This window comes from Brevibacillus sp., assembly GCF_003521185.1.
Lineage (GTDB): Bacteria > Bacillota > Bacilli > Brevibacillales > Brevibacillaceae > Brevibacillus > Brevibacillus parabrevis.
In genome coordinates, this window is the sequence record NZ_DOTK01000084.1 from 1 (window position 1) to 21,753 (window position 21,753).

Below are 21,753 nucleotides of genomic sequence, written 5' to 3' on the forward strand. Positions count from 1 at the left end.
TGCCTTTAGCATGCGACCGATACGTTTATTTTATATACTTTCCAAATACAGATCAACTATGATGATGTCACGCCCCCCATATGAACCCCTGGAGTTTGTTAGAAAAATAATCGTCTGAAACAGATTGGATCGTGATTTTACAAGATCATGGAAGATCGTAGAAGATCCTGCAAGATAAAAATGGCTTTACCCGAAATCTCATAGTAAAATATGGGCAAGTACATTAGACACGGCTCTCAAGGGTGGTCGGCTCATCTCCCATGTCGGAAGCGAGGGGAGGTGGGAACGTGGCAATTACTCACGAAATGCTTACACTTATGCTCCAGTTCGGCGGCTTTATCGTTGGGCTTTTGAGTCTCGTTGTAACAATCGTTGTTGCCCTGACCAAAAGAAATGACCGCCCTTGAGATTGGCGTCCAAGGCGGTCATTCTGATCGACTATTAAGCTGAGCCGTCCCCTTGAGGGAACGTCTATTGTACTACCGGCAGAGTGCGGGAACACCCTGTCGGTTTTTATTTTGTCCACTTTTGGTTAAACATTAAACACTTCATGTTGAAAGTGTAACCGATCTTGCTTCCATCATAACACGTTTGACATGTCGGCGTAAATAAATAAGCGACCCCACATGTCTTTATAATCTCCTGGTTCACGTGCTATCCCAAAAGCTCTCCACTAAGCTTTCGAACGATTCGAACTCATTTACCTCATCTTCTATTCCGCTAAGTGCTAATCTCGAAGCTTTCCACTAAGCTTTCGAACGCAACCGGAATTTTGTTGAGATCGATGAAGCCGTGTGCTAACCCCGAAGCTCTCCACTAAGCTTTCGAACCGCCCACAAAAATATGCTACCAGTAGCCATGCCAAACGGTGCTAACCCCGAAGCTCTCCACTAAGCTTTCGAACTTTAACGGTTTGCCATACGCTCTGCGTGCCATCCTTCGTGCTAACCCCGAAGCTCTCCACTAAGCTTTCGAACTTCGCCAGCTTGCCGCACTTTCAGATCGATTGCCGGTGCTAACCCCGAAGCTCTCCACTAAGCTTTCGAACATCAAGTCGAAAATGGAATGTAGAGTCTGCTCCAAAGTGCTAACCCCGAAGCTCTCCACTAAGCTTTCGAACTTAATCCCATATATACAAAGAAATTAACATTGTTGTGCTAACCCCGAAGCTCTCCACTAAGCTTTCGAACGAAGCGTTAAACTGCCCCATATTATCCTCCTTCTGCTGGTGCTAACCCCGAAGCTCTCCACTAAGCTTTCGAACATGGAGCGAAAGAAACGCTCACCGGAAAAAAGAAAGTGCTAACCCCGAAGCTCTCCACTAAGCTTTCGAACTTTTGGGTCTGTCTTTCGTCATCGCACCGTGGATTTTTGGTGCTAACCCCGAAGCTCTCCACTAAGCTTTCGAACTCCTGTCTTACCAATCCCTACAACCGCAAGCGTTCCCACACTCTCTTTCGAGCAGCCCATTTTCTCAGTTGTATTCTGCCTGATTTCACGGAGACTCCAGTCGTTCAAACTGGCTTGGCGCTTACTCCCCCAACGTATGCGAGCATCCCCGGAGCTTTTTGGGCTGAGAGGATGCTCGCATCGTTGTTTTCGAAAGCTTAGTGGAAAGTCGAGATTATCCGTGGGAGTAGACTTGTGGAGGGTCTACATGGCACACGCACGGAAATCGGTCTGTTGCCTTTAGCATGCGACCGATACATTCATTTTACATATTTTCCAAATGCAGTTCAACTACTACCGCACTGGTAAACTCCTAGCATCAGCCATTTTCTCGCATCGGGGAGAAGCGCGGTCAAAAATTTGCCCCCATCTTTCCTGCATCCTTCCGCCAAGCCGCCACATCCCTTTTTTCCACTAAGAGATCTTGTACACCGTTAGCATGTCCTTACGTCGCCAAAGCAGGATTCAAAATATGCTTCACATACTCCCCCGCACTGTGCGCGATCTGTTCCTCCGATGCTTGACCCGCGCCATGGAAGCGGAACGGAGCCAGATACTTCATTCCCGTCAAGTTTGCCATCGCATGCAGTGGTGTCGTCAGCTCTTCGATTGTGAAAAAGTTATAGCCATCACGCGCATAAGCTTGCTCCGGCCCGCCCGCAGAAATTGCCAGCAAGAACTCTTTGTTGTGCAGCTTGTTTCCCTCTGCGCCATAAGCCCAGCCATAGGTTAAAACAGCATCCTGCCATTGCTTCAAAATGGCTGGCGTGCTGTACCAGTAGAACGGGAACTGAAAGACAACCCGGTCATGCTCCATCATGAGCTGTTGTTCTTTTTGCACATCGATCTCGAAAGTAGGGTAAGCCGCATACAAATCGTGAACCGTGATGCTCGCTTCCTGCTTCAGTCTTTCCACCCAGGCTTTGTTCACTTTCGATTGATCCAGATGAGGATGGGCTACAATGACTAATGTTTTCACAGAGCATGCTCCTTTTTATTATACTTTTGATAGATATATAAAATAACAAACTTCACTTTAGTTGTAAACTAACAAACCGTAAGCACCCAATATAATAAGCCATTTCACGCAAAAAGCCGACCGCATCCCCTCACAGGATACTGTCGGCTTTCCATCATCTCTTCTAGCCTACTCTCAAGTCATCGCTTCCTTCTTCCCAAAAAACGTCCTGAGCGCCTTGTAAACCTCGCCCTTTTCCCGAATTACACAATGCAAGAACTTCGGCTCCTTGATGTGGCGATACGCTGACATGAGTGTGGAATGCCTATTATACTGATTAACTTCGCCATATCCGAACATGTTGCATCTGTCCATAAGCTCTTTCACCAGCTTCACGCAACGCTCGTTGTCGGACGTCAAGTTGTCGCCATCGGAAAAGTGGAACGGGTAAATGTTGTACTGCGAAGACGGATAGCGGCTGTCGATGATCTCCAGCGCTTTTTTGTAGGCGGAGGAACAAATCGTTCCCCCGCTCTCTCCTTTTGAGAAAAAAGTATCCTCAGTCACTTCTTTTGCATCGGTATGGTGCGCGATGAAGACGATCTCCACTTTTTCGTACTTCGTGCGCAAAAACCGTACCATCCAGAAGAAGAAGCTGCGCGCAATGTACTTTTCGAAGACGCCCATACTGCCCGAAGTATCCATCATGGCAATGATGACGGCGTTCGAGTGCGGCTTGATGATCTCTTCCCACGTTTTGAAGCGCAGGTCGTCCTCGTTGATGCCCAGCTCCAGATCGCTGTAGCCGGCGAGGGCGTTGCGGCGGATCGCTGCGATCAGGGTCCGCTTTTTGTCGATGTTGCCCATCAACCCTTTTTTCCGGACATCGTTGAAACGCGTCTCCTCAATGACAATCTGGTCCTCGTCTTTGCGCTGCAAATTCGGCAGCTCAAGCTCGGCGAAAAGCATTTCCTGCAATTCCTCGACGCTGATTTCAGCTTCGTAGTAATCCACTCCCGGCTGATCCCCAGCCCCTTGGCCTTTTCCCGGACCTTGCGCCTGATCGCCGTCTTTGGCAACGACATCTCCAACCTTGCTGTTTCCTTTGCCTTGACCGCCATGCTTTCCCTTTTGGAAGTTGAATCGCAATCGGTATTCATCCAGGGAGCGAATAGGGATCTTGATAACTTCCCGACCGTTTGACATGATGATGTTTTCTTCGCTTACGAGATCGGGCAGGTTTTTTTTGATCGCTTCTTTCACTTTTTCCTGGTGTCGATTTTGGTCCTGGTACCCTTTGCGGTGCAGCGACCAGTCTTCCCGGGAGACAATGAACGATGGTGCATCTTCCATGCCGTCTCCTCCTAGCAACTGGCGCAGTCTGCGCCGAATATGACGTGCTGGATAAAAAGCGTGAGTGTGCTTTGGCAGGCTGTTCGGGCTTCAAGCAATTACCTGTTCAGCAAGCTTCCCACGTAACGGAGCAGCTCGTTGGCGCAAACCGGGCAATAGCTGTGCTCTTCGATGAGGCGCTTTGTCACCTCGTTGATCTTTTTCAATTGATGCTCATCCGGCGTTTTGTTCGACGTCGTGATCTTGACGACGTCTTTGAGATCAGCGAACAGCTTCTTCTCGATCGCTTCGCGCAGACGGTCGTGCGTGCTGTAGTCAAAACGCTTCCCTTTGCGCGCGTAGGCCGAGATGCGAATGAGGATTTCTTCACGGAATGCCCGCTTGGCATTTTCCGAGATGCCGATCTGCTCCTCGATCGAACGCATCAGGCGCTCATCTGGGTCCATCTCCTCGCCAGTGACGGGGTCACGAATTTTGTTCATATTGCAATACGCTTCGACGTTGTCGAGGTAATTGTCCATGAGCGTTTTCGCAGACTCCTCGTAGCTGTAGACAAACGCTTTTTGCACTTCTTTTTTCGCCAGCTCGTCGTATTCCTTGCGGGCGCTGGAGATGAAGTTCATATAGCGCTCCCGCTGCTCCTTCGTAATCGACGGATGCTGGTCAAAGCCTTCCTTCAGGGCGCGGAGAATATCCAGCGCATTGATGCACTCCGTATCGCGGCGAATCAGCGCACTGGAGATGCGATTGATGACATAGCGCGGGTCGATGCCAGCCATGCCTTCGTCCGCGTGCTCGTTTCGCAGCTCCTCCAGATCGGCACCCTTGAAGCCCTCCACCGATTCGCCATCGTACAGGCGCATTTTTTTCAGCAAATCGGCTCCTTGCTTTTTCGATTCCTTCAAACGAGTAAGAATAGAGAAAATAGCAGCTGACCGCAGCGCATGCGGCGCAATATGCACATGTCCGAGATCCGATTGCTTGATTAATTTCGAATAAATTTTTTCTTCGTCGCTGACCCGCAAGTTATACGGCATCGGCATGACGATAATCCTCGATTGCAAAGCTTCGTTTTTCTTGTTGGCAATAAACGCTTTGTACTCGGATTCATTCGTGTGGGCCACGATCAGCTCATCCGCAGATATCAAGGCAAAACGCCCAGCCTTGAAGTTTCCTTCCTGCGTCAGCGACAGCAAATGCCAGAGGAATTTCTCGTCGCATTTGAGCATTTCCTGGAACTCCATCAGACCGCGGTTGGCCTTGTTCAGCTCCCCGTCAAAGCGATAGGCGCGAGGATCGGACTCGGAGCCGTATTTGGTGATCGTGGAAAAGTCGATGCTGCCTGTCAAATCGGCAATATCCTGCGATTTGGGATCGGAGGGGCTGAATGTACCAATCCCGACGCGATTCGCTTCCGAGAAAAGAATGCGGCAAACCGGGAAGTCTTCGATGCGTCCGCCGTATTCGCTTTCCAGCCTCATGCGGTTGTACGGCGTAAGCTCGCCTTCGATTTTGATGCCCAGTTCTTCCTCTACTTCCGGGCGCAGCTCATGCGGGACCAGATGCAGCGGCTCTTCCTGCATCGGGCAGCCGTCAAGCGCGTAAATGGCGCCTGCCTCTGTTCGGGAATACTCCTCCAGCCCCCGTTTGAGCATCGTAACGAGTGTGGATTTACCGCCGCTGACAGGGCCCATCAAGAGCAAGATGCGCTTGCGTACATCCAGACGACGCGCCGCCGAATGGAAATATTCCTCGACCAGCCGCTCGATGGAGCGATCCAGGCCGAAAATTTCCCGGCTGAAAAATTGGTACGAACGTGTGCCATCCTCATTTTCTTCGACACCAGCACTTTTAATCATGTTGTAGACGCGTGAATGAGCCGTCTGGGCAATTTGCGGATTTTTGCGTACCAACTGCAAATACTCGGCGAAAGTCCCTCTCCACATCAGGTTTTCTTCTCGGGCCCGGTGCTCAGCGATCCGTTTTAAAATGTCCATGTTCGACACTCCTCCCTCATAAGCCCCTCTCTCTTCCATAACGACAATGTACTCTCATGTATATGTCTGCCTGCGGTCACGCATTCGCGCGGAACCCGTTTTCTTCAGTTGCCAACAGGCTCATCAAGCCTTTTCATATGTGTATGCGAGACATGAGCACAAGTTTCGGCAATCTTGCCACAAAAATTTTGCACGAAGGCAAATTCATTTTGACCGCATGGAATATTACGGAAATGTAAGGTACGATTGATTGCTTTGTAAGCTAAATCAATAGTTTGTAAGCTAGTCTGTTTTGTACAATAAACTCATCGATCCGAAATCATACACAAAAACTTTATTGATAGAACAACCATGGAGGCCACACACATGCACACACAAAAAGATCATGCTGTTCAAATTACAAAAGGACTGTACTTGACTGGAATCGCAACATTGATCATCCTCGCTGTCGTGATGTACCAATGGGTGTACGGGATGCAACTGGACACAGGTGAAATCCTCAGCGTTCCGATTGCTTTGGGCGCTTTCCTGAAGCTTGCGAGCGAGCGCCGGAAGCTGTCTCTTACCTGATCGTTAATCCGTTTGCAAAGTGGGCAGGCTACGCTATAATGGGAGTAGTTTGTTTACGAAAGGAGCTGTCCAACATGGGTACGTTTATCGTAGCGTTGGTCTTCGCAGCTTTTCTGCTCTTCATCTTGACAGCGGGCTACAACGAGGACAAAACCTGGAATCTGTAAGGACAAGCTAACGAGCCATTTGCTGTTTTCAGCACGTTGCTCCCAGGCGAAAAAAAGCAGGCTGCCTGTAATCGGCAACCTGCTTTTTTCATTGTATTTCGCATCCTATGCCTGCGGCTTTTTGTCCGCTTTCTTTTGTGCCTTCTCCGCTGCTTTTTCTGCCTTTTTCGCAGCGATCTCTTCCTTGATTTGTTTTGCCGTCTTATCCGCAGGATCGACGCCCCACTTCGCTGCTTTTTCGGTCAGCTTGGCGAGCTGCTCCTGTTTTTTCGCTTCTTTGGCTGCTTTTTTCGCCGCTTTTTCTGCTTGCTTCGCTGCTTTTGCTTCTTGGACAGCAGCTTTTACTTCTTTGGTAGTTTTTCCTGCCGTCTCCACACTCCACTTGGCAGCCTTTTCTGCCCACTTTTCCTGATTTTCAGCTTTTTTCGCCGCTTTCGCAGCCTCGACAGCCGTTTTCAATTCTTCCACCGTTTTTCCTTCCACCGCAATGCCCAGCTTGGTCGCCAACGCTTGCCATTTTTCCAGGCGATGCTGCGCTTTTTCTTCCTTGCTGTACGTAACGGTTGTATCTGCTGGTTTATCCTGTGCACTCACGACTGAAACTCCGCTGAATAACAATGCTGCCATAGCAATCGACGAGACGAATTTTTTCACGTTTACTTCCTCCTTTTGATGGGCAAAGCATGATCGGTACATAGACTAGCCTACCGCACGTGTTTGGGAAAAGTATGTGAAAAAGCAGGCTTGTCCCGCTTTTGCGACTGACAGCCTGCTTTTCGTATCGCTGACCGTGACATCAGCGTCTTTATGCTTGGGCAAAAACTCCGGTGCGCTCGGTTAATGCCTGGTACAACTCCTCCAAAGACCCCCGCTGATCGACCGGATACTGCGGTTCGCCGCGATCTTCCATCCAGTTGGTGACCAGGTACGTCTTCATGCCCAATGTCGACGCGACCATGTCTTCTTGCATATGGTTGCCGATCATGATGCACTCGGTCGGCTGTACCCCGAGCTTTTGACAAATCTCCGCGAAGTAGCCTGGATTTGGCTTCGTAAAATGAGACTCTTCATAAACCGTCACCAGCTCGAAATCGTTTGCACTCATTCCGATCCAGGCGAGTCGATGGAAAATCGCTTCGCGTGGAAAAACCGGGTTGGTGGCGACAGCGACGCGGTAACCTTGTGCTTTGGCTGTCTCCACAATTTTTTTGGCCCACGGCGATGGATAAGTCAGATGGGACAGTGTCGGGAACACATCGCGGTAAAAGGAATCGAACAGCGGCCAAACTTCCTCGCGCTCCCACTCGCTGTTCGCCGTAAAATACTCGATAAATACTTGCTCGTTCGTCTTGTCCGCATCCTGGTTTACAATCATCGCCTTCGTCGCGTCCCAAATCAGCTTGAGCAGCTTCTCGGTATCGTACTTGTCGCCAATGTGCCTGCCCACTTCCACCAAATAGCTTTTGACAAACGGCTCGGTCTGCATTTCCAGAAGCGTACCGTCCAGATCAAACAGGATCGTATTCGTAGTCATTTGCGTTCTCTCCCTTTTTCATAGACCTGCCCTTGGCAACGAGCGAAAAGCTGCTTTGCCATGAACTGGCTCTAGCTAAGCCCCGGAAAACCGATCTGCCGCAAGCCTTCAAACAAAACAATCGCCGCACAGTTGGACAAGTTGACGGAACGCGTAGCTCCGCTCATCGGGATGCGAATCGTTTGCTCCCGGTATTTTTGTGTCAGCTCTTCCGGCAATCCGGTCGTTTCCTTGCCCAAAATAATGTAGTCGCCATCGCGAAAAGTAACGTCCGTATACAGCTTCTCGCCCCACGTCTCCACAAAGTAAAACGTACCGGCTCCCTCTCCCTGCGCGGCGGCAAAATGCTCAAAGCTTTCGTGGTGATGAATGTTCACCGCGTGCCAGTAGTCGAGGCCGGCCCGCTTCAAGTAACGGTCCTCCGTCGAAAAACCAAGCGGATGAATCAAATGCAAATGAGCGCCCGTCGCTGCACAGGAGCGGGCAATATTTCCCGTGTTGGCAGGAATGAGCGGCTCATGCAAAACAATATGTAACGGCATATCGGCAAAACTCCTTGTATATGACGAACTGGGTAATCCAAACCTCTTCTATTATACATAAAGTGTCAGCGTCATGACCACTTGGCCGACACCTGTAACGAACAGCGAGGCTCCTGCATCTAACCTGGAACCCATCCATTACATGCAAAAGGAGTGTCGCTTGAAAATGAACAAGACCAATCGTGTGCAGCTTCGCCTCGCCACGCACGGAGCAGCCCTTTGCTTTGTCGGGATCGCTTCGGCTTGGATGTGGCCGAATTTCGCCGCTTTCCCCGCCATGGAGACGTGCAGCATGATCGCTGGTTATCTCTCGTTTGTGTTCATTGGTCTTAGCTTGCTGATTGGCCCGATCAAATCGTGGCTGCCTGGACGCCTGACAACGGCTTGCTTGTCCATTCGCAGAGATGTCGGCATCTGGGCTGGTCTGACCGGACTTTTGCACGTAGCCCTCGTTCTCATCTTATTTGATGGCGAGCCAAATTTGTTCATCGTCACGGGCAATCAGGCTGACAAGGCAAGCGGATGGCTTGGCTTGTTTCTGCTGACACCTCCCGCTTCTGGCATGTGGCCCCTGCCAAACTGGAGCTTTTCCGGTGTCGCCAACTATTTGGGGGCGATCGCTTTTGGCCTGTTGCTGGCCCTCATGTGTACATCGTCCAATCGCGCAGAAAAATGGTTGGGCGGCTCCTCATGGAAAAGGTTGCATCTGTCCAATCCATGGCTGTTTCTTCTCGTGTTGTTCCACGGCCTGATCTATGTGCAATCCATCAAAGGAGAGCCGCATAGCTTCTCCGACTTGCTCGTCTTCGCCGCCATCATCTGGCTCGCCCGCAGCGTTTCTTTTATGCAAACTGTGCGCAAACGCCGACGCTAAAGCTTGTTTACACGCCCCTGATGTGAAAAAAGGCATAACGCATCTGCGGCGTATAGGCGGTCGAGTCTTCATAAGCCCAGTAGCGCATTCGGCTGTCTGTCGTGTGGGCGTTGACCAGCGGCATTTGATTGGCGTCCTTGGCAACGACAATCGTATTGTGCTGAAAGCGCCCATCCCCGTTGAAATCGTAGCAAATGATATCGCCCGGCACGAGGTCGGCAGCCGATGGCTTGGCGACGGCGCGCATCGGCGGGCCTCCTGATTTCAGCAGCAAATACAAGCTGTGAGCCACCGTCCAGCTGTAGCTCCAGTCAGCGCTTTTTCCGGTGCGAATCCACCAGCCCTTGCCTTTTTCCTTGGACATTAGCATGGGAATGCCCCCGGCATACAGGCATTGCGAAATAAAATTCGTGCAGTCGTCTGTAAAGCGAGGGTATGCGGGATTCGTCGTATTCCAGTACCGCTCGGCGTACGCGACTGCCTTTTCCGGCTGGTAGCCTCCCGCCCCGTGCACGACGAGCAGCGGTTGTGCCATAGCGTCTTCGTAGGCAGATGCAAATTCGGATCGGCGCAGCATGATCTCTTCTGCCCGCTCGCTCTTTGGATCGCCTCTCCGCTCCCTCGTACCGACAATCTCCCACTGTCCTGTCGCTTTGTCCAGGCGAAGCTGAAGCAGCCGATTACTCGCTTCTTCATGCAGGCGACCTTGGAGCAGATACCACCGCTTTCCCGTCCAGAAAACGGTTATGTCCACAGCACCTGCCGTCTCCAGCCAACAGGTCGGGGCTACACGGCCTTTTACCTGCAACAACTTCGCCCCCCGCTTGTGCATTTGCTCATATGCGCGGTTCACCCAGCCGCATTCTTCCGCTTGCAAATGCTCTTTTCCCATATAAAAAGGCCGCAGCCGCTCAAGCTGACCGTCCAACCAGGCATGGTGAACCGCATCGAAGTATTCCTTAACAAACGTTCGCCATTCCATCTGCCGCTCCCCCTCTTCCCGCGCTTTTGCCCTCCGCATTCCGCTCCGTCTGGCATCTCACGAACAGAATATGTCAAGGACACGGCATTCAGAAGAAAAGAAAAGCCATCCGTACTAGCGGACAGCTGGATTGGAAGTCGAATGGGCGAAAAGCGGGCCTTCTTCATGCGACAGCAAATATTCTTTGATGGATAACCCGCCTCCGTATCCGACCAGCGCGCCATTCGCCCCGACAACCCGATGGCAAGGAACAATGACAGGGATCGGGTTACGGTTGTTCGCTCCCCCGATCGCCCGCACCGCTTTGGCGGCACCGATGGCGACGGCAATATCCTTGTAGGAGCGCGTCTCCCCGTACGGGATGTTCACAAGCTCATTCCACACCGTTTTTTGAAAAGGCGTGCCGTACAGAACGATAGGAAGCTCAAATGATGTACGCTCGCCAGCAAAATACTGCTCCAGTTGCAGCCTGGCTTGCTCGTTGCTCGCTTCGTTCTTCGTCGGAGTGATTCCGATAAACGTCTTTTTGCACCAGCTGACGAGACGTGGCAATCCTTCCTCTTCATTCGCAAAGTCGATATAGCACAAGCCTTCCTCAGTCGAAGCGAGCAGCAGCGGCCCAATCGGCGATTCCATCGTGGTATAGCCCAATTCTTTTGCCATCGTACATCCTCTCCCTTTCTTTCCTGTGCCTTTCCATGCAAACAAGCATCTTTTTGGCTGCTCGGATGCAACCAGATCGGATAGAAAATCAGCGTGACAAGCAAGCTTGGCAAATTGCTTTACGGTGAAGCTCGGCAACTCGCTTTATTTCGCTTCCGGCTGTCGATCTTGCTTTTCCTGCTTTTCTTGCTTCGCCAGCAGGCTCATTCCTTTTGCAATCTCATCCTGCACCTCTGCATCTTGCTCCAGCTCCTGCGCCCGCAAGAGTGCGGCTTCCGCTTCGGCTCCCCCGATTTTCCCTAACGCCCAGGCTGCCGTACCGCGAATGACCGGACGCGGATCATTGGCCAGCAGGCGCGACAGATGAGGAACAGCCGTGCGATCCTTGAAATGCGCCAATGCCAAAATCGCATTGCGCTGGATCGGCTTTTTGCCGCGCCATGAAGATGACGACAGGCCGAATTTTTCCTTGAACTCCTTGTTGCTCATCTCCAAAAGCGGAATCAGGAGCGGCTTGGCTGTCTCGGGATCAGGCTGAAATTCCGGATGATGGTTGCTGTTGATCCGGCGATTTTTCGGGCAGACTGTCTGGCACGTATCACAGCCGTACAAGCGGTTCCCGATCTTTCCGCGAAATTCGTCTGGAATGAAGTTTTTTACCTGAGTCAAAAATGCGATGCACCGCTGCGCATTGAGCTGTCCGCCTTGCACAAGCGCTCCGGTCGGACAGGCGTCGACACATATATTGCAGTCGCCGCAGCCTTCCTCGATCGGTTGATCCGCCGGCAACGGCAAATTCGTCAACAACTCGCCCAAATAAACCCACGAGCCAAACTCGGGCGTAATCACCGCGCAGTTTTTCCCGACAAAGCCGACGCCAGCCCGTTCTGCGACCGCGCGATCAGACAGCGCGCCCGTATCCACCATCGACTCGATTTTAGCCCCCGGCTCCAGCTCCGCTATGAACTTGGCAAGCTTGTCCAGCTTGTCGCGCAGCACGTGGTGGTAATCCGTGCCCCAAGCGGCCCGGCACAGTATTCCGCGATAAGCACCTGGCTCGGACTTGGGCGGATTCTCCAGCTTGGACGGATACGCCAGCGCGATCGAAATCAAGGATCGCGCCCCATCCAGCAGCAAGTCAGGATGGGTGCGCTTTTCCAGGTCCGGCTCTTCAAAGCCGGATTCGTAGCCTTTTTCCCTATGCTCCATCAGTCGTTCCTTGAGTGTCAAAAAAGGGTCAGCGCTGGCAAAACCAATCTTGTCGATGCCGATTTCCTTGGCATAATCAATGATAGACTGCTTCGTCTGTTGCCAGTAGCGCACGTCTTGCTCGTCAATCACAGTTGTTTGATCGCTCCCGTCGCCAACTCGTCACAGCGGTTGTTCCACTTGTTGTCGGCGTGTCCTTTTACTTTCACATACTCTACTTGATGGATATCCATCAGACGAAGCAGTTCTTTCCATAAATCCTGATTTTCGACCTGCTGGCCCTTGCTGTTTTTCCAGCCGTTTTTCAGCCAGCCCTTGTACCATCCCTGCAGGAAACAATTGACCAAATAGGCGCTATCGCTGTACAAGGTCACCTTGCAAGGCTCTTTCAGCGTGCCCAACGCCTTGATCGGCGCAAGCAGCTCCATGCGGTTATTCGTTGTATGTGGTTCGGCACCTGACATCTCCTTGATATGCTGCCCGTACATCAGCACAGCTCCCCAGCCGCCAGGACCGGGATTGCCAGAGCAGGCGCCGTCTGTATAAATCTCAACTTCACGCATCGTCATCGTCTTTGGAAACCTCCTCTGTTGTTTCTATTGTATCGAAGCTTAGTCGCTTCCACAAAAATATTTTGCTATACTACTTTAGAATTGTTCTTCGTTCCAAGCATTGACAAAAAAAGCGGATCGCGTGCGAATTTTTTTATAAAAGGAGTGATTCACGATGAAAGTGCAGCTAGATGCTTCCGTGACCGAGCGCATTCCCGCCTTTTCCCTCGGCGTTTTGCAATACAGTGGCGCTTCTGTCAGCGATTCACCCAAAATGCTGCAAGGTCGTATCAACTATTTTGTAGAAAGCTTGCGGCTCGAACATGATCTGTCCCGCCTTGCCGATATCGAAGGAGTACGGGAATGGCGCAGCGCTTTTAAAAAAGCGGGAATAGACCCGTCGCGCTATCGCCCGTCATCCGAGGCGCTGCTTCGCCGTCTGTTGCAAGGCAATCCGTTTTTCTGGATCAACAGTGCCGTAGACGTCAATAACTTCTTCTCCGTCTTGCATGCACTTCCCTTTGGCATTTATGACATCGATCATCTTACAGGCGATGTAACTTGCCGTCTGGGACAAGAAACAGATGTGTACGAAGGATTGAACGGCCGCGAAGTACATATGGAAGGCAAGCTGCTGCTTGCGGACGAACAAGGAGCCTTCGGCAGTCCGATTGTCGATTCCAAACGCACTTGCGTGACCGAGCATAGCCGGAACTTGCTGCAAGTCATCTTCTTCCACGAGCAAGTTGCTGCCGAGAAAAAAGCCGAGATACTCGGATCAGTCGGTCGCATGTTTACCGAAATCAACGGCGGCGAGCTGACTCACACCGCGATCGTCGCTTCTTAGCAAAAAGACGGCCCGTCATGCAGCGTGGCCGTCTTTTTCTGTCTGATGGTCCTTTTGCTTGCGGAACACAACGTGCTCCAGCAGCAAGCAAACGATAACACCGAGCAACAGACCGTTCCCGAACAGGAAGCTGACCAGAGCGGGCAGCTTTTGCCAGGCCGTTGCCGGAACGAACATCACGCCAATCCCGATCAAAAGCGAGCTTCCGCCGACTGTGATCGTTCGCTCATCCATTTTCACCGTTGCGTAATCTTTCAATCCGAATCCGAGAAGCTGCGTATACGAGATGAACATGGCCGCATAAGCGACCGGAGTCGGCAATGCCGCCAAAAAATGAGCGACAGCCGGGAACAAACCGATCAGCATCATCCCGATCATAGCCAGCATAAAAGGCAGGCGGGCCGCCATCTTGGTCGTTTGAATCACCGCAGCAGCAAGCGACAGAGGAATCATCCCGACGACACCGCTCACCCCGGAAAGCAGATGAGACACGCCCGTAAAAATCCCGCCGCGATTGTACTGCGAATCAGTCGGCACCGTCTCCGTCGCTTTTCCCATAACGACCATACTCGTTACCAGGTTCGTCAAAAGGACAAATCCCGTCAGCATGCTGGTCAGCACAACGCCCCAATCCCAGCGCGGCGCTCCCCAGAAGAAGAATGTCGGCCAGGAAATCAGCTGGTCAGCCGGGCGTACAGGGTCCGTCCAGCCCATTGCCGCGTAAAGCACCCAGCCTCCTACCATCCCGAACAGGACGGCAAAGCTGGAAAATCGTTTCGTCCTCATCACCCACACAACCAAAGCGACGATGCCGATAGAGACAAGCGCTACGCCAGGCTGCACTTCTTTTGAATGCTGAAAGCCGATGCCAAGCATCCCGGTTAAAATGTTGCTGCATAAAGAAATAGCAAGCAAAATCATATAAGTTCCCGATACGAGCGGAGTAAACCATCTTTGCAGTTTGCCGATCCAGCCCATCACCCCGAATGCGACAAACAATAAACCAGCCAGACACATCCCCAGTTGAAACGACTGCCCGATTTCGCGCGGCGCCAGTCCTACGCTTGTTCCCAACTGAGCCAAAATGATAAAGATTCCCCACCACAATCCTGCCGGCCCTTCCAGCATCGGATAACGGTGTCCAATCCACACTTGCAACAGCGAAGCCAAACCGACGAAAAACATCGTCTGCTGCATCAGGTTGCCAATCTCATCTGCCCTCAGGCCGTAAACGTCTCCGATCATCAATGGAACGGCAACACTGCTGGAGACAGCGACAATCATCCACTGCAACGCAGACAAAATGCTCGTGCCTGCGGGCGGCCTGTCATACAATCCGTACTTCAAAACCTTTCACCTCGTTTTCTTACCGACGCTCCTGAGCTTATGCCAAAAGCCCACTGTTAAGAATATCATCATCTGCTTTCCTGGCAAACATGCAAAGGGCAGGAAACTCTCCGAGAGAATTTCCTGCCCCTGTTTTGACACTCTATTTCATCATTTGCTTGATCAGTTCGCGATTGCGGCTCTGGAAAATTTCATTGTGAGACGAAACCATTCCGCTTTCATGTGCTTCCGGCTGAATGTATAGCTTCGCCTGGTTGACCGCATTTGCTGCGTCGTGGAAAGCTCCGGCAATCAAATGCACTTTTCCGTCGTAGGAAATCACATCTCCCGCCGCAAAAATCCCCGGCTCGGAAGTAGCGCCTGTTGTCGTTCCGGCAAGGAAGTATTCATTCGCCATTTCCAGGTTCACGTGACTGTTTTGCAAAAGCGATCTGTCGCGCTCATAGCCGTGATTGATAATCACTTCGTCAATCGCCAGCTCCTCTACTTCTCCGGTCAAGTGGTTAGTCAATTCCACCCGCTCGACTTTTTCCTGGTTGGAGCACGCGATCAGCTTGGTAATCGTCGTGTTGAAAAAGCATGTTGCCGAGCTGTTCAACAACTGCGTCACTTGTGCCTCATGACCGGACAGCGCTTCTTTGCGATAGGTCAGGTACACTTTTTTAGCGATTGGCTCCAGCTCGTTCGCCCAGTCGACTGCGGAGTTGCCGCCCCCGGAAATGATCACGGTTTTGTCCTTGAAGCGGCGCAATGATTTGACGGTATAGCTCAGGTTGGATACTTCGAATTTCTCCGCGCCTTCCAAGTCGATCCGTTGCGGCTCCAAAATTCCCCCGCCGATCGCCAAAATGACGGTTTTGCTATAATGCTGCTCCCCAGCCGAAGTGTGCAGGATGAACACGCCGTTCTCATCCCGGGCAATCCGCTCCACCTTTTGCCCCAACACGACGGTTGGATCGAAAGTTAAGCCTTGCTGAATCAGCTGCTCGATCAGCTTTTCGCCCAGCGTAGGCGTCAGGCCGCCGACATCCCAAATCATTTTTTCCGGATAAACGTGGACTTTTCCGCCCAGTCTTGGCTGATATTCAATGACCTTTGTTTTCATTTCCCGCAAGCCGCTGTAAAAGGAAGCGAAAAGTCCTGCTGGCCCTCCGCCGATAATCGTAACGTCAAACAATTCTGCTTGATTCATAGTTCGTTTCTCTCCTTTTTGGCACTTCTTGCGCTGCCAAAAGAGGCAGTAGCGTTTTCTATTGTGCCAGCATATTTTTCACAATGGTCTTGACTCCCAACTCGATTCCCAGCGGCCCGCCTGCTGCGATCGAACTGTCTAACGCGTACATATGTCCGTTTTTGATTGCATTCAGCGAGTTCCATGCGGAGTCGCCTTCCAAATTTTTCAGATAGCCTTGCAATTTTTTCGAAGAGCCGCCGATATCAGACACGAACATATAGTCAGGGTTCATCGCCGCCAATCCTTCCAGGGAAATCTGCTCCCCTTTGGACGACATGTCGACGTATTTGCTTGGCGGCTGCAAGCCAAGGCCGGTTTCCTTGTTGAAAATAAATTGCGTCGTAAAGCCCCAAAATTGCTTTTCTCCCAGCATGATGACACCAAACGTCTTGTCGCTGAATTTCTTCAATTGCTCTTTGGAATCCGCGATCAATGTCTCGATCCGGGTAATTTCTGTTTCTGCCTTTTGCTCTTTGCCGAAGATTTTGCCGTATTCCCGCAAAGCTTTCTGCCAGTTGTTTTCATTGCTGTCTACCGTAATAACCGGAGCGATCTTCTCCAATTTATCGCCATAGCTGCCATAGCGGCCCGACACCATAATAATCAGGTCTGGCCCGACTTCGAGCAGCTTTTCCAGGTTCGGACTCGTCATGGAACCGATATCGGTGATTTTGCTCGATCTGTAGGGAGCGAGTGACTCCCAATCATCCAGAACATTCAAATCTGTAGCGGCTACAGGAGTTTCCTCCAGCAAAAACATATGCTCGAAGTTACGGAAGAATAAGAGCGCGACTTTCTCTGGTTTCTTTTCCAACACGATTTCGCGGCCAAGTGCGTCTACGTATGTTCTCGGCCATTGTCCCGTTTCTTGCTTGGCTTCATCCGCCTTTGCCGGTGGTGTTCCTGCTCCTGCTTGATTATTGCCAGGCTCTGGCGTTCCAGCGCACCCCGCTAAAATACCTGCCAAAAGGACAATCGCTACGAATAATCTTGTGAGTATTTTCATTCTGTCTCCTCCGATATAACGTGAGTTTTGCTTGACCGATCAAACTACGGTCAGTGTAGCAAAACGCATTTTAGATAGGAATGGAGCCATCCTGAAATCCATATGGATTATTCCTGAACCTTCCGCGAAATTCGGCTGGAGAGAGGCCCACCTGCTTTTTGAAGATCCGGCTGAAGTACAAGGCATCGGCATAGCCCACGCTTTTCGCCACCTCGCCGATCGGTGCGTCATTCGCAAGCAGGCTCTCCTTCGCCCGATTGAGACGATAGGCCATCAAATATTTGCCGGGTCCCATCCCCGTGTATTTTTTGAACACATAGAACAAACGGTTTTCATTAATATCATTCAGTTCAGCCAAAGCACGTACGCTCAGCCCATCCATATAGTGCTCGTGTATGTACTTCGATACTTGCTCAAACAGCGCTTGTTCTCCGTCATTGCTTTGGTTGCGGACACAGACAAACAGTTCCTCCAGAACGCAGCGGAAGAGCGTTTCCGTCTGAAAAGCCTGGATTCCGCCCGGTTCTCTCGATGAGCGCCACAATAGCTCCAGCAATTCCAGGAGGCGGGGGCTTTGCCCCGGGTGTAGCTGAAAATGCATGTTCGGCAGGCAAAAGCCAGACGGCTCCGGTGCAACGATCCGGTATAAAACGAGTAAATATTCCCATTTCGTATCGCCGAGGACGCTTCGATTCAGCGGCATTCGCGCGCCACCGTGAAGCACGTTCCCTGGAGTCAGCGTGTACACTTTGCCGCTGAAATCAAAATTGGCTTTGCCCCGCAGCGGAAAAACAAATCCCGGAAAAGGCTCCGTATAATCATCACAGCTCTTCCCTGGCCCGCGCACATAACGACATACTTGCTCCACTCGAAATGAGGTACGCGCAAAATGCTCGGCAAGCTTGTTGATGTCCATCTTTCCTTTCACACACCTTTTGCAATCAAGTGCTACTGCTCAATGTGCGCGTCTACTCCGCTTTTTTGGGACAAGCAATCGCATTCATCCTGCTAAAGACACACTAATTAATCATACTTTTATTGAAATTGATAATCAATCTTATTATCGGTTTCAACTTCATTCTTTTCCATTCCGTAAAAAGTGTCCGCTTCATCGCTTCGATCTTGCCCATTGACAGACAATCGCATCGAGCACGGTTTCAGACGACACGGCTGCTCTTTTACTGTTGGCTCGCGACTTCCAAGTCTTTCAATACTCCAAACTGTGCCTGGTACAAGCGGCTGTATACACCGCCTGCGTCGACCAGCTCCCGATGATGTCCCTGCTCGACGATACCTTGCTCCGTCACCACGACAATCCGATCGGCATCTTTAATGGTCGCAAGCCTGTGGGCGATTACCAGTGTCGTGCGGCCTTTGGACAGCTCGGACAGCGATTGCTGAATCGCCAGCTCTGTCTCCGTATCCAGTGCGGAAGTAGCCTCGTCCAAAATCAGAATCGGCGGGTTTTTCAAGAACATGCGGGCAATCGCCAGCCGCTGCTTTTGCCCCCCAGACAGCTTCACGCCCCGCTCGCCAATGACAGTGTCCATTCCTTGCTCCTGGGCGCGAATAAATTCGTCCAGTCGCGCTCGGCGCGCTGCTTCCCACACTTCCTCTTCGCTCGCATCAAGCTTGCCGTACAAAATGTTTTCGCGAATCGTACCTGTAAACAGGAACACATCCTGCTGCACAATCCCGATTTGTCTGCGCAACGATTCTTGTGTCACCTGACGAATATCGATGCCATCGACAGAAATGGAGCCTTCCTCGACTTCATAAAAACGCGGCACCAAGCTGCAAAGGGTCGTTTTCCCCGCGCCAGACGGACCCACGAATGCGACGGTTTCCCCTTTGTGAATCACCAGATTTACGCCGTTGAGCACTCTTTTTTCGCCATCGTAGCCAAAAGAAACGCGATCAAAGCGGATTTCATGCTGGAATGGCTGCATTTCCACTGCATCTGCGGCGTCCGCTACATCCGGTTCTGTATCCAATAGCTCCGTATAGCGCTTGAACCCGGCAAAGCCTTGCGGATAATTTTCCACGATCGCATTGATTTTCTCGATCGGGCGGAAAAACACGTTGGTCAGCAGCAAAAATCCGACAAACTCTCCATAGGAAAGCTCTTGCTGAATGACAAACCACGTTCCGCAGACCATGACGAACAAAGTGACAAAACGCATCATCATATAGCTGATCGATCCGTTTTTGGCAATCAGTTTGTACGAGCTTAACTTGGTCAGGCGGAAACGTCCGTTGTTGACGGCAAACTGCTTTTCTTCATGCGCCTCGTTGGAAAATGCCTTGACGACCCGAATGCCGCCTACACTGTCCTCGATACGAGCGTTAAAGTCTCCAACGTCACGGAAAAGCTGATGAATCGCCTGCGTCATCTTTTTGTTGAAATGAACGACGACCCAAATAATAACTGGCACGACGACAAAGGTCAGCACAGCAAGCTTCCAGTTGATAGACAGCATCAACGCAAATGAACCGACAAGAGTCATGATCGCGATAAACAAATCTTCCGGTCCGTGGTGCGCCATCTCGCCAATCATATTCATATCGTTGGTCAAACGTCCGATCAGGTGCCCTGTCTTCGAATTGTCAAAGAAACGGAACGAGAGCTTCTGGATGTGTGCAAACAACTTTCGCCGCATATCCGTCTCAATGTTAATCCCCAGCATATGCCCCCAATAGTTGACGATGTACATCAACAGGGTATTCACTACGTACAGGGCAAGCAATCCGAGCGATGCCCACACAATCAATCCCCATTTGCCGCCTGGCAACAGGTCATCAATGAAGGCATTCACGGCTACCGGGAACGCCAGCTCCAGAAGCCCGGCGATAATGGCGCAGCCAAAATCAAGCATGAACAACCATTTGTATGGTCGATAATAGGAGAAAAATCGTCGAATCAAAAGCTGTACCCCCTCCTTGGTATTTCCATGCTATTTGATTATCACTTGTGCGAGCCAATGCGAGTGGCAGATGGGATAAGTCACTGTCAGATAATAATGATAATCAATCGCACACATAGTATAGCAACGAGTCCACTGAAAGAAAATGGCACATTCATGAATACGCATGGAATATTCATGAATCGCACTGAAACTCGCTCGGAGATAGCCCCGTATATTTTTTGAAGCGCTTGCTGAAATACAGCGGATCAGCAAAACCCGTCCTTTGTGCAACTTCCTTGATGCTCATCTGATTTTGAAATATATTCAGTAAATTTTTCGCCTGGTTGAGTCTGTACCTGTTCAAATACTCGCCTGGACTGATTTTCAAATGCTTTTGAAACAAATAAGCCAGTCTGTTGACATTGATCTGGTGCAACTCAGCAAGCCGATTGATACTCAGATTCTCCATGTAATGATCATGAATGTAATCAAGCAACCGTTCCAAAAGCAGGCGTCCTTCGTCTTTTTCACTGTGCTGGACAAGCGCAAACAACTCGTTGAGGATTCCGTACCATAGCTCTTTGACACGCAGCTTGTACAAATCCCCTGGACTGCTCCAAAATCGTTCCAAATGTCTGAGCTTTTCCTGCAATGGCACACTTTGCTCAACGAGGCGCAGCATGTAATGCTTCTCAGCAAAGTTGTACTGGTCTGCTGTTTTCTCATGATCAACCTGATAAAGCACGAGAATATATGACCACTTCTTGTCTCCGATCACCTTGCGATCCAATCGCATATTCGGGCCGGCATGCACGACCATTCCTGGCTCCATGTCATATTCCATACCGTCAAACCACATCTTTGCGTTCCCGGATAGCGGAAAAATAAAACCGGAGTGCAAGCCTGTCCGCCCGCCAAAATACTTCATACCCGGCTGGCGCTCTTCCAGTGACACACTCATGATCGTCATCGACTCTTTTGCATAGTAATCGATTAACCGTCCAACTTCTCTTTTATCCATTTCCAACCCACCTGCTATAAATGAGGCTGAGGAGGCCCGCCTTTATTCAGTAGCATCCTGCCTAGCACATTTTTAAATTTACCCCTTGTGAAAATTTCAGTTCTCGTATATTATAATAGATAATGATAATCATTTTCAATTATTGAGGATATGCAAAGTGTAGCCTCCTCCGTTAGTTGATCTCTTTTTCTGAATCAAGCTTATCCATAACAAAAAACCCTAAGGAAGTGCTTCCTTAGAGCTTGATTACATAGATGGTGCCGGTGAAGGGACTTGAACCCCCACGGTTTCCCTCACGATTTTGAGTCGCGCGCGTCTGCCATTCCGCCACACCGGCAATTAAGTTGGAGGAGGCACCCGGATTTGAACCGGGGATAAGGGTTTTGCAGACCCGTGCCTTACCCCTTGGCTATGCCTCCACGTATAGAGTTGATGAAAAATGGAGCGGACGACGGGTCTCGAACCCGCGACCTTCGCCTTGGCAAGGCGACGCTCTACCAATTGAGCTACGTCCGCATATAAATGGCTGGGGTACTAGGATTT

The 21,753-nt window shown here is 50.8% G+C and carries 20 protein-coding genes, 3 tRNA genes and 1 CRISPR repeat array; of the genes, 4 read left to right on the plus strand and 19 right to left on the minus strand.

Annotated features, from left to right (window positions below; all coding sequences use genetic code 11):
* The first annotated feature begins 287 nt into the window (after positions 1-287).
* Entirely contained in the window at positions 288-407 is a 120-nt protein-coding gene (locus DEP07_RS25345; RefSeq protein ID WP_229049831.1) for a putative holin-like toxin, read from the plus strand.
* Positions 408-651: 244 nt separating this feature from the next.
* Positions 652-1,410: direct repeats of the CRISPR family, unit length 36 nt; unit sequence GTGCTAACCCCGAAGCTCTCCACTAAGCTTTCGAAC.
* Between the two features lie 484 nt (positions 1,411-1,894).
* Here DEP07_RS25345 and DEP07_RS25350 read toward each other — a convergent pair.
* From DEP07_RS25350 to DEP07_RS25360, 3 genes are all read right to left on the minus strand, one after another.
* Positions 1,895-2,428: an NAD(P)H-dependent oxidoreductase gene (locus DEP07_RS25350; RefSeq protein ID WP_242772514.1), complete on the minus strand. Its 534-nt coding sequence runs from the start codon at positions 2,426-2,428 to the stop codon at positions 1,895-1,897.
* Between the two features lie 174 nt (positions 2,429-2,602).
* Positions 2,603-3,760: a sporulation protein YhbH gene (gene yhbH / locus DEP07_RS25355; RefSeq protein WP_122962677.1), complete on the minus strand. Its 1,158-nt coding sequence runs from the start codon at positions 3,758-3,760 to the stop codon at positions 2,603-2,605.
* A gap of 98 nt (positions 3,761-3,858) precedes the next feature.
* Positions 3,859-5,757, minus strand: coding sequence for a PrkA family serine protein kinase (locus DEP07_RS25360; protein ID WP_063229640.1), 1,899 nt, complete (start codon positions 5,755-5,757; stop codon positions 3,859-3,861).
* Positions 5,758-6,123: 366 nt separating this feature from the next.
* Here DEP07_RS25360 and DEP07_RS25365 point away from each other — a divergent pair, with 366 nt between their 5' ends.
* Positions 6,124-6,327, plus strand: coding sequence for a hypothetical protein (locus tag DEP07_RS25365; protein WP_122962676.1), 204 nt, complete (start codon positions 6,124-6,126; stop codon positions 6,325-6,327).
* A gap of 272 nt (positions 6,328-6,599) precedes the next feature.
* Here the strand turns inward: DEP07_RS25365 and DEP07_RS25370 are convergent, their stop codons facing one another.
* The 3 genes from DEP07_RS25370 to trmL form a co-directional block, all read right to left on the minus strand.
* On the minus strand, positions 6,600-7,148 hold the full coding sequence (locus tag DEP07_RS25370) for a hypothetical protein (protein WP_173600073.1): 549 nt from the start codon (positions 7,146-7,148) through the stop codon (positions 6,600-6,602).
* 151 nt (positions 7,149-7,299) lie between these two features.
* Complete coding sequence (locus DEP07_RS25375) at positions 7,300-8,028, minus strand: HAD family hydrolase (protein WP_173600074.1); 729 nt, start codon at positions 8,026-8,028, stop codon at positions 7,300-7,302.
* 71 nt (positions 8,029-8,099) lie between these two features.
* Positions 8,100-8,570, minus strand: a complete 471-nt coding sequence (gene trmL / locus DEP07_RS25380; protein ID WP_122962673.1) for a tRNA (uridine(34)/cytosine(34)/5-carboxymethylaminomethyluridine(34)-2'-O)-methyltransferase TrmL — start codon at positions 8,568-8,570, stop codon at positions 8,100-8,102.
* A gap of 166 nt (positions 8,571-8,736) precedes the next feature.
* Here trmL and DEP07_RS25385 point away from each other — a divergent pair, with 166 nt between their 5' ends.
* Complete coding sequence (locus tag DEP07_RS25385; protein ID WP_281868959.1) at positions 8,737-9,444, plus strand: ferric reductase-like transmembrane domain-containing protein; 708 nt, start codon at positions 8,737-8,739, stop codon at positions 9,442-9,444.
* A 7-nt stretch (positions 9,445-9,451) separates the two neighbouring features.
* On the opposite strand, the gene DEP07_RS25390 is transcribed toward DEP07_RS25385, so the two are convergent.
* The 4 genes from DEP07_RS25390 to rnhA form a co-directional block, all read right to left on the minus strand.
* Entirely contained in the window at positions 9,452-10,426 is a 975-nt protein-coding gene (locus tag DEP07_RS25390) for an amidase domain-containing protein (protein ID WP_287103197.1), read from the minus strand.
* Between the two features lie 114 nt (positions 10,427-10,540).
* A complete protein-coding gene (locus DEP07_RS25395) occupies positions 10,541-11,089 on the minus strand; it encodes a methylated-DNA--[protein]-cysteine S-methyltransferase (RefSeq protein WP_173598237.1) in 549 nt (182 codons plus the stop codon).
* 144 nt (positions 11,090-11,233) lie between these two features.
* Positions 11,234-12,430 carry a tRNA epoxyqueuosine(34) reductase QueG gene (gene queG / locus DEP07_RS25400; RefSeq protein WP_287103198.1) on the minus strand — a complete coding sequence of 399 codons (1,197 nt, stop codon included), beginning with the start codon at positions 12,428-12,430 and terminating at the stop codon, positions 11,234-11,236.
* Positions 12,427-12,867, minus strand: a complete 441-nt coding sequence (gene rnhA / locus DEP07_RS25405; RefSeq protein ID WP_173600078.1) for a ribonuclease HI — start codon at positions 12,865-12,867, stop codon at positions 12,427-12,429. Before rnhA ends, queG begins: the two co-directional genes overlap by 4 nt.
* Before the next feature lie 157 nt (positions 12,868-13,024).
* Here rnhA and DEP07_RS25410 point away from each other — a divergent pair, with 157 nt between their 5' ends.
* Complete coding sequence (locus DEP07_RS25410) at positions 13,025-13,696, plus strand: B3/B4 domain-containing protein (RefSeq protein ID WP_287103199.1); 672 nt, start codon at positions 13,025-13,027, stop codon at positions 13,694-13,696.
* Between the two features lie 15 nt (positions 13,697-13,711).
* Here DEP07_RS25410 and DEP07_RS25415 read toward each other — a convergent pair whose 3' ends face one another.
* The 9 genes from DEP07_RS25415 to DEP07_RS25455 form a co-directional block, all read right to left on the minus strand.
* Positions 13,712-15,043 carry a purine/pyrimidine permease gene (locus tag DEP07_RS25415; protein ID WP_287103200.1) on the minus strand — a complete coding sequence of 444 codons (1,332 nt, stop codon included), beginning with the start codon at positions 15,041-15,043 and terminating at the stop codon, positions 13,712-13,714.
* 142 nt (positions 15,044-15,185) lie between these two features.
* Entirely contained in the window at positions 15,186-16,235 is a 1,050-nt protein-coding gene (locus DEP07_RS25420) for an NAD(P)/FAD-dependent oxidoreductase (RefSeq protein ID WP_122962666.1), read from the minus strand.
* Positions 16,236-16,293: 58 nt separating this feature from the next.
* The gene (locus DEP07_RS25425) at positions 16,294-17,283 is read right to left on the minus strand and encodes an ABC transporter substrate-binding protein (protein ID WP_122962665.1); all 990 of its coding nucleotides are present in this window, start codon (positions 17,281-17,283) and stop codon (positions 16,294-16,296) included.
* 70 nt (positions 17,284-17,353) lie between these two features.
* Positions 17,354-18,199 (minus strand): helix-turn-helix domain-containing protein, encoded by an 846-nt coding sequence (locus DEP07_RS25430; RefSeq protein ID WP_122962664.1) that lies wholly within the window; start codon positions 18,197-18,199, stop codon positions 17,354-17,356.
* A 262-nt stretch (positions 18,200-18,461) separates the two neighbouring features.
* On the minus strand, positions 18,462-20,207 hold the full coding sequence (locus DEP07_RS25435; protein ID WP_173598231.1) for an ABC transporter ATP-binding protein: 1,746 nt from the start codon (positions 20,205-20,207) through the stop codon (positions 18,462-18,464).
* 175 nt (positions 20,208-20,382) lie between these two features.
* Positions 20,383-21,210 (minus strand): helix-turn-helix transcriptional regulator, encoded by an 828-nt coding sequence (locus DEP07_RS25440; protein ID WP_287103201.1) that lies wholly within the window; start codon positions 21,208-21,210, stop codon positions 20,383-20,385.
* Between the two features lie 255 nt (positions 21,211-21,465).
* Positions 21,466-21,547, minus strand: a tRNA-Leu gene (locus DEP07_RS25445).
* Between the two features lie 8 nt (positions 21,548-21,555).
* Positions 21,556-21,629: transfer RNA gene (locus DEP07_RS25450), tRNA-Cys, on the minus strand.
* Positions 21,630-21,650: 21 nt separating this feature from the next.
* Positions 21,651-21,726: transfer RNA gene (locus DEP07_RS25455), tRNA-Gly, on the minus strand.
* Between the last annotated feature and the right edge of the window lie 27 nt (positions 21,727-21,753).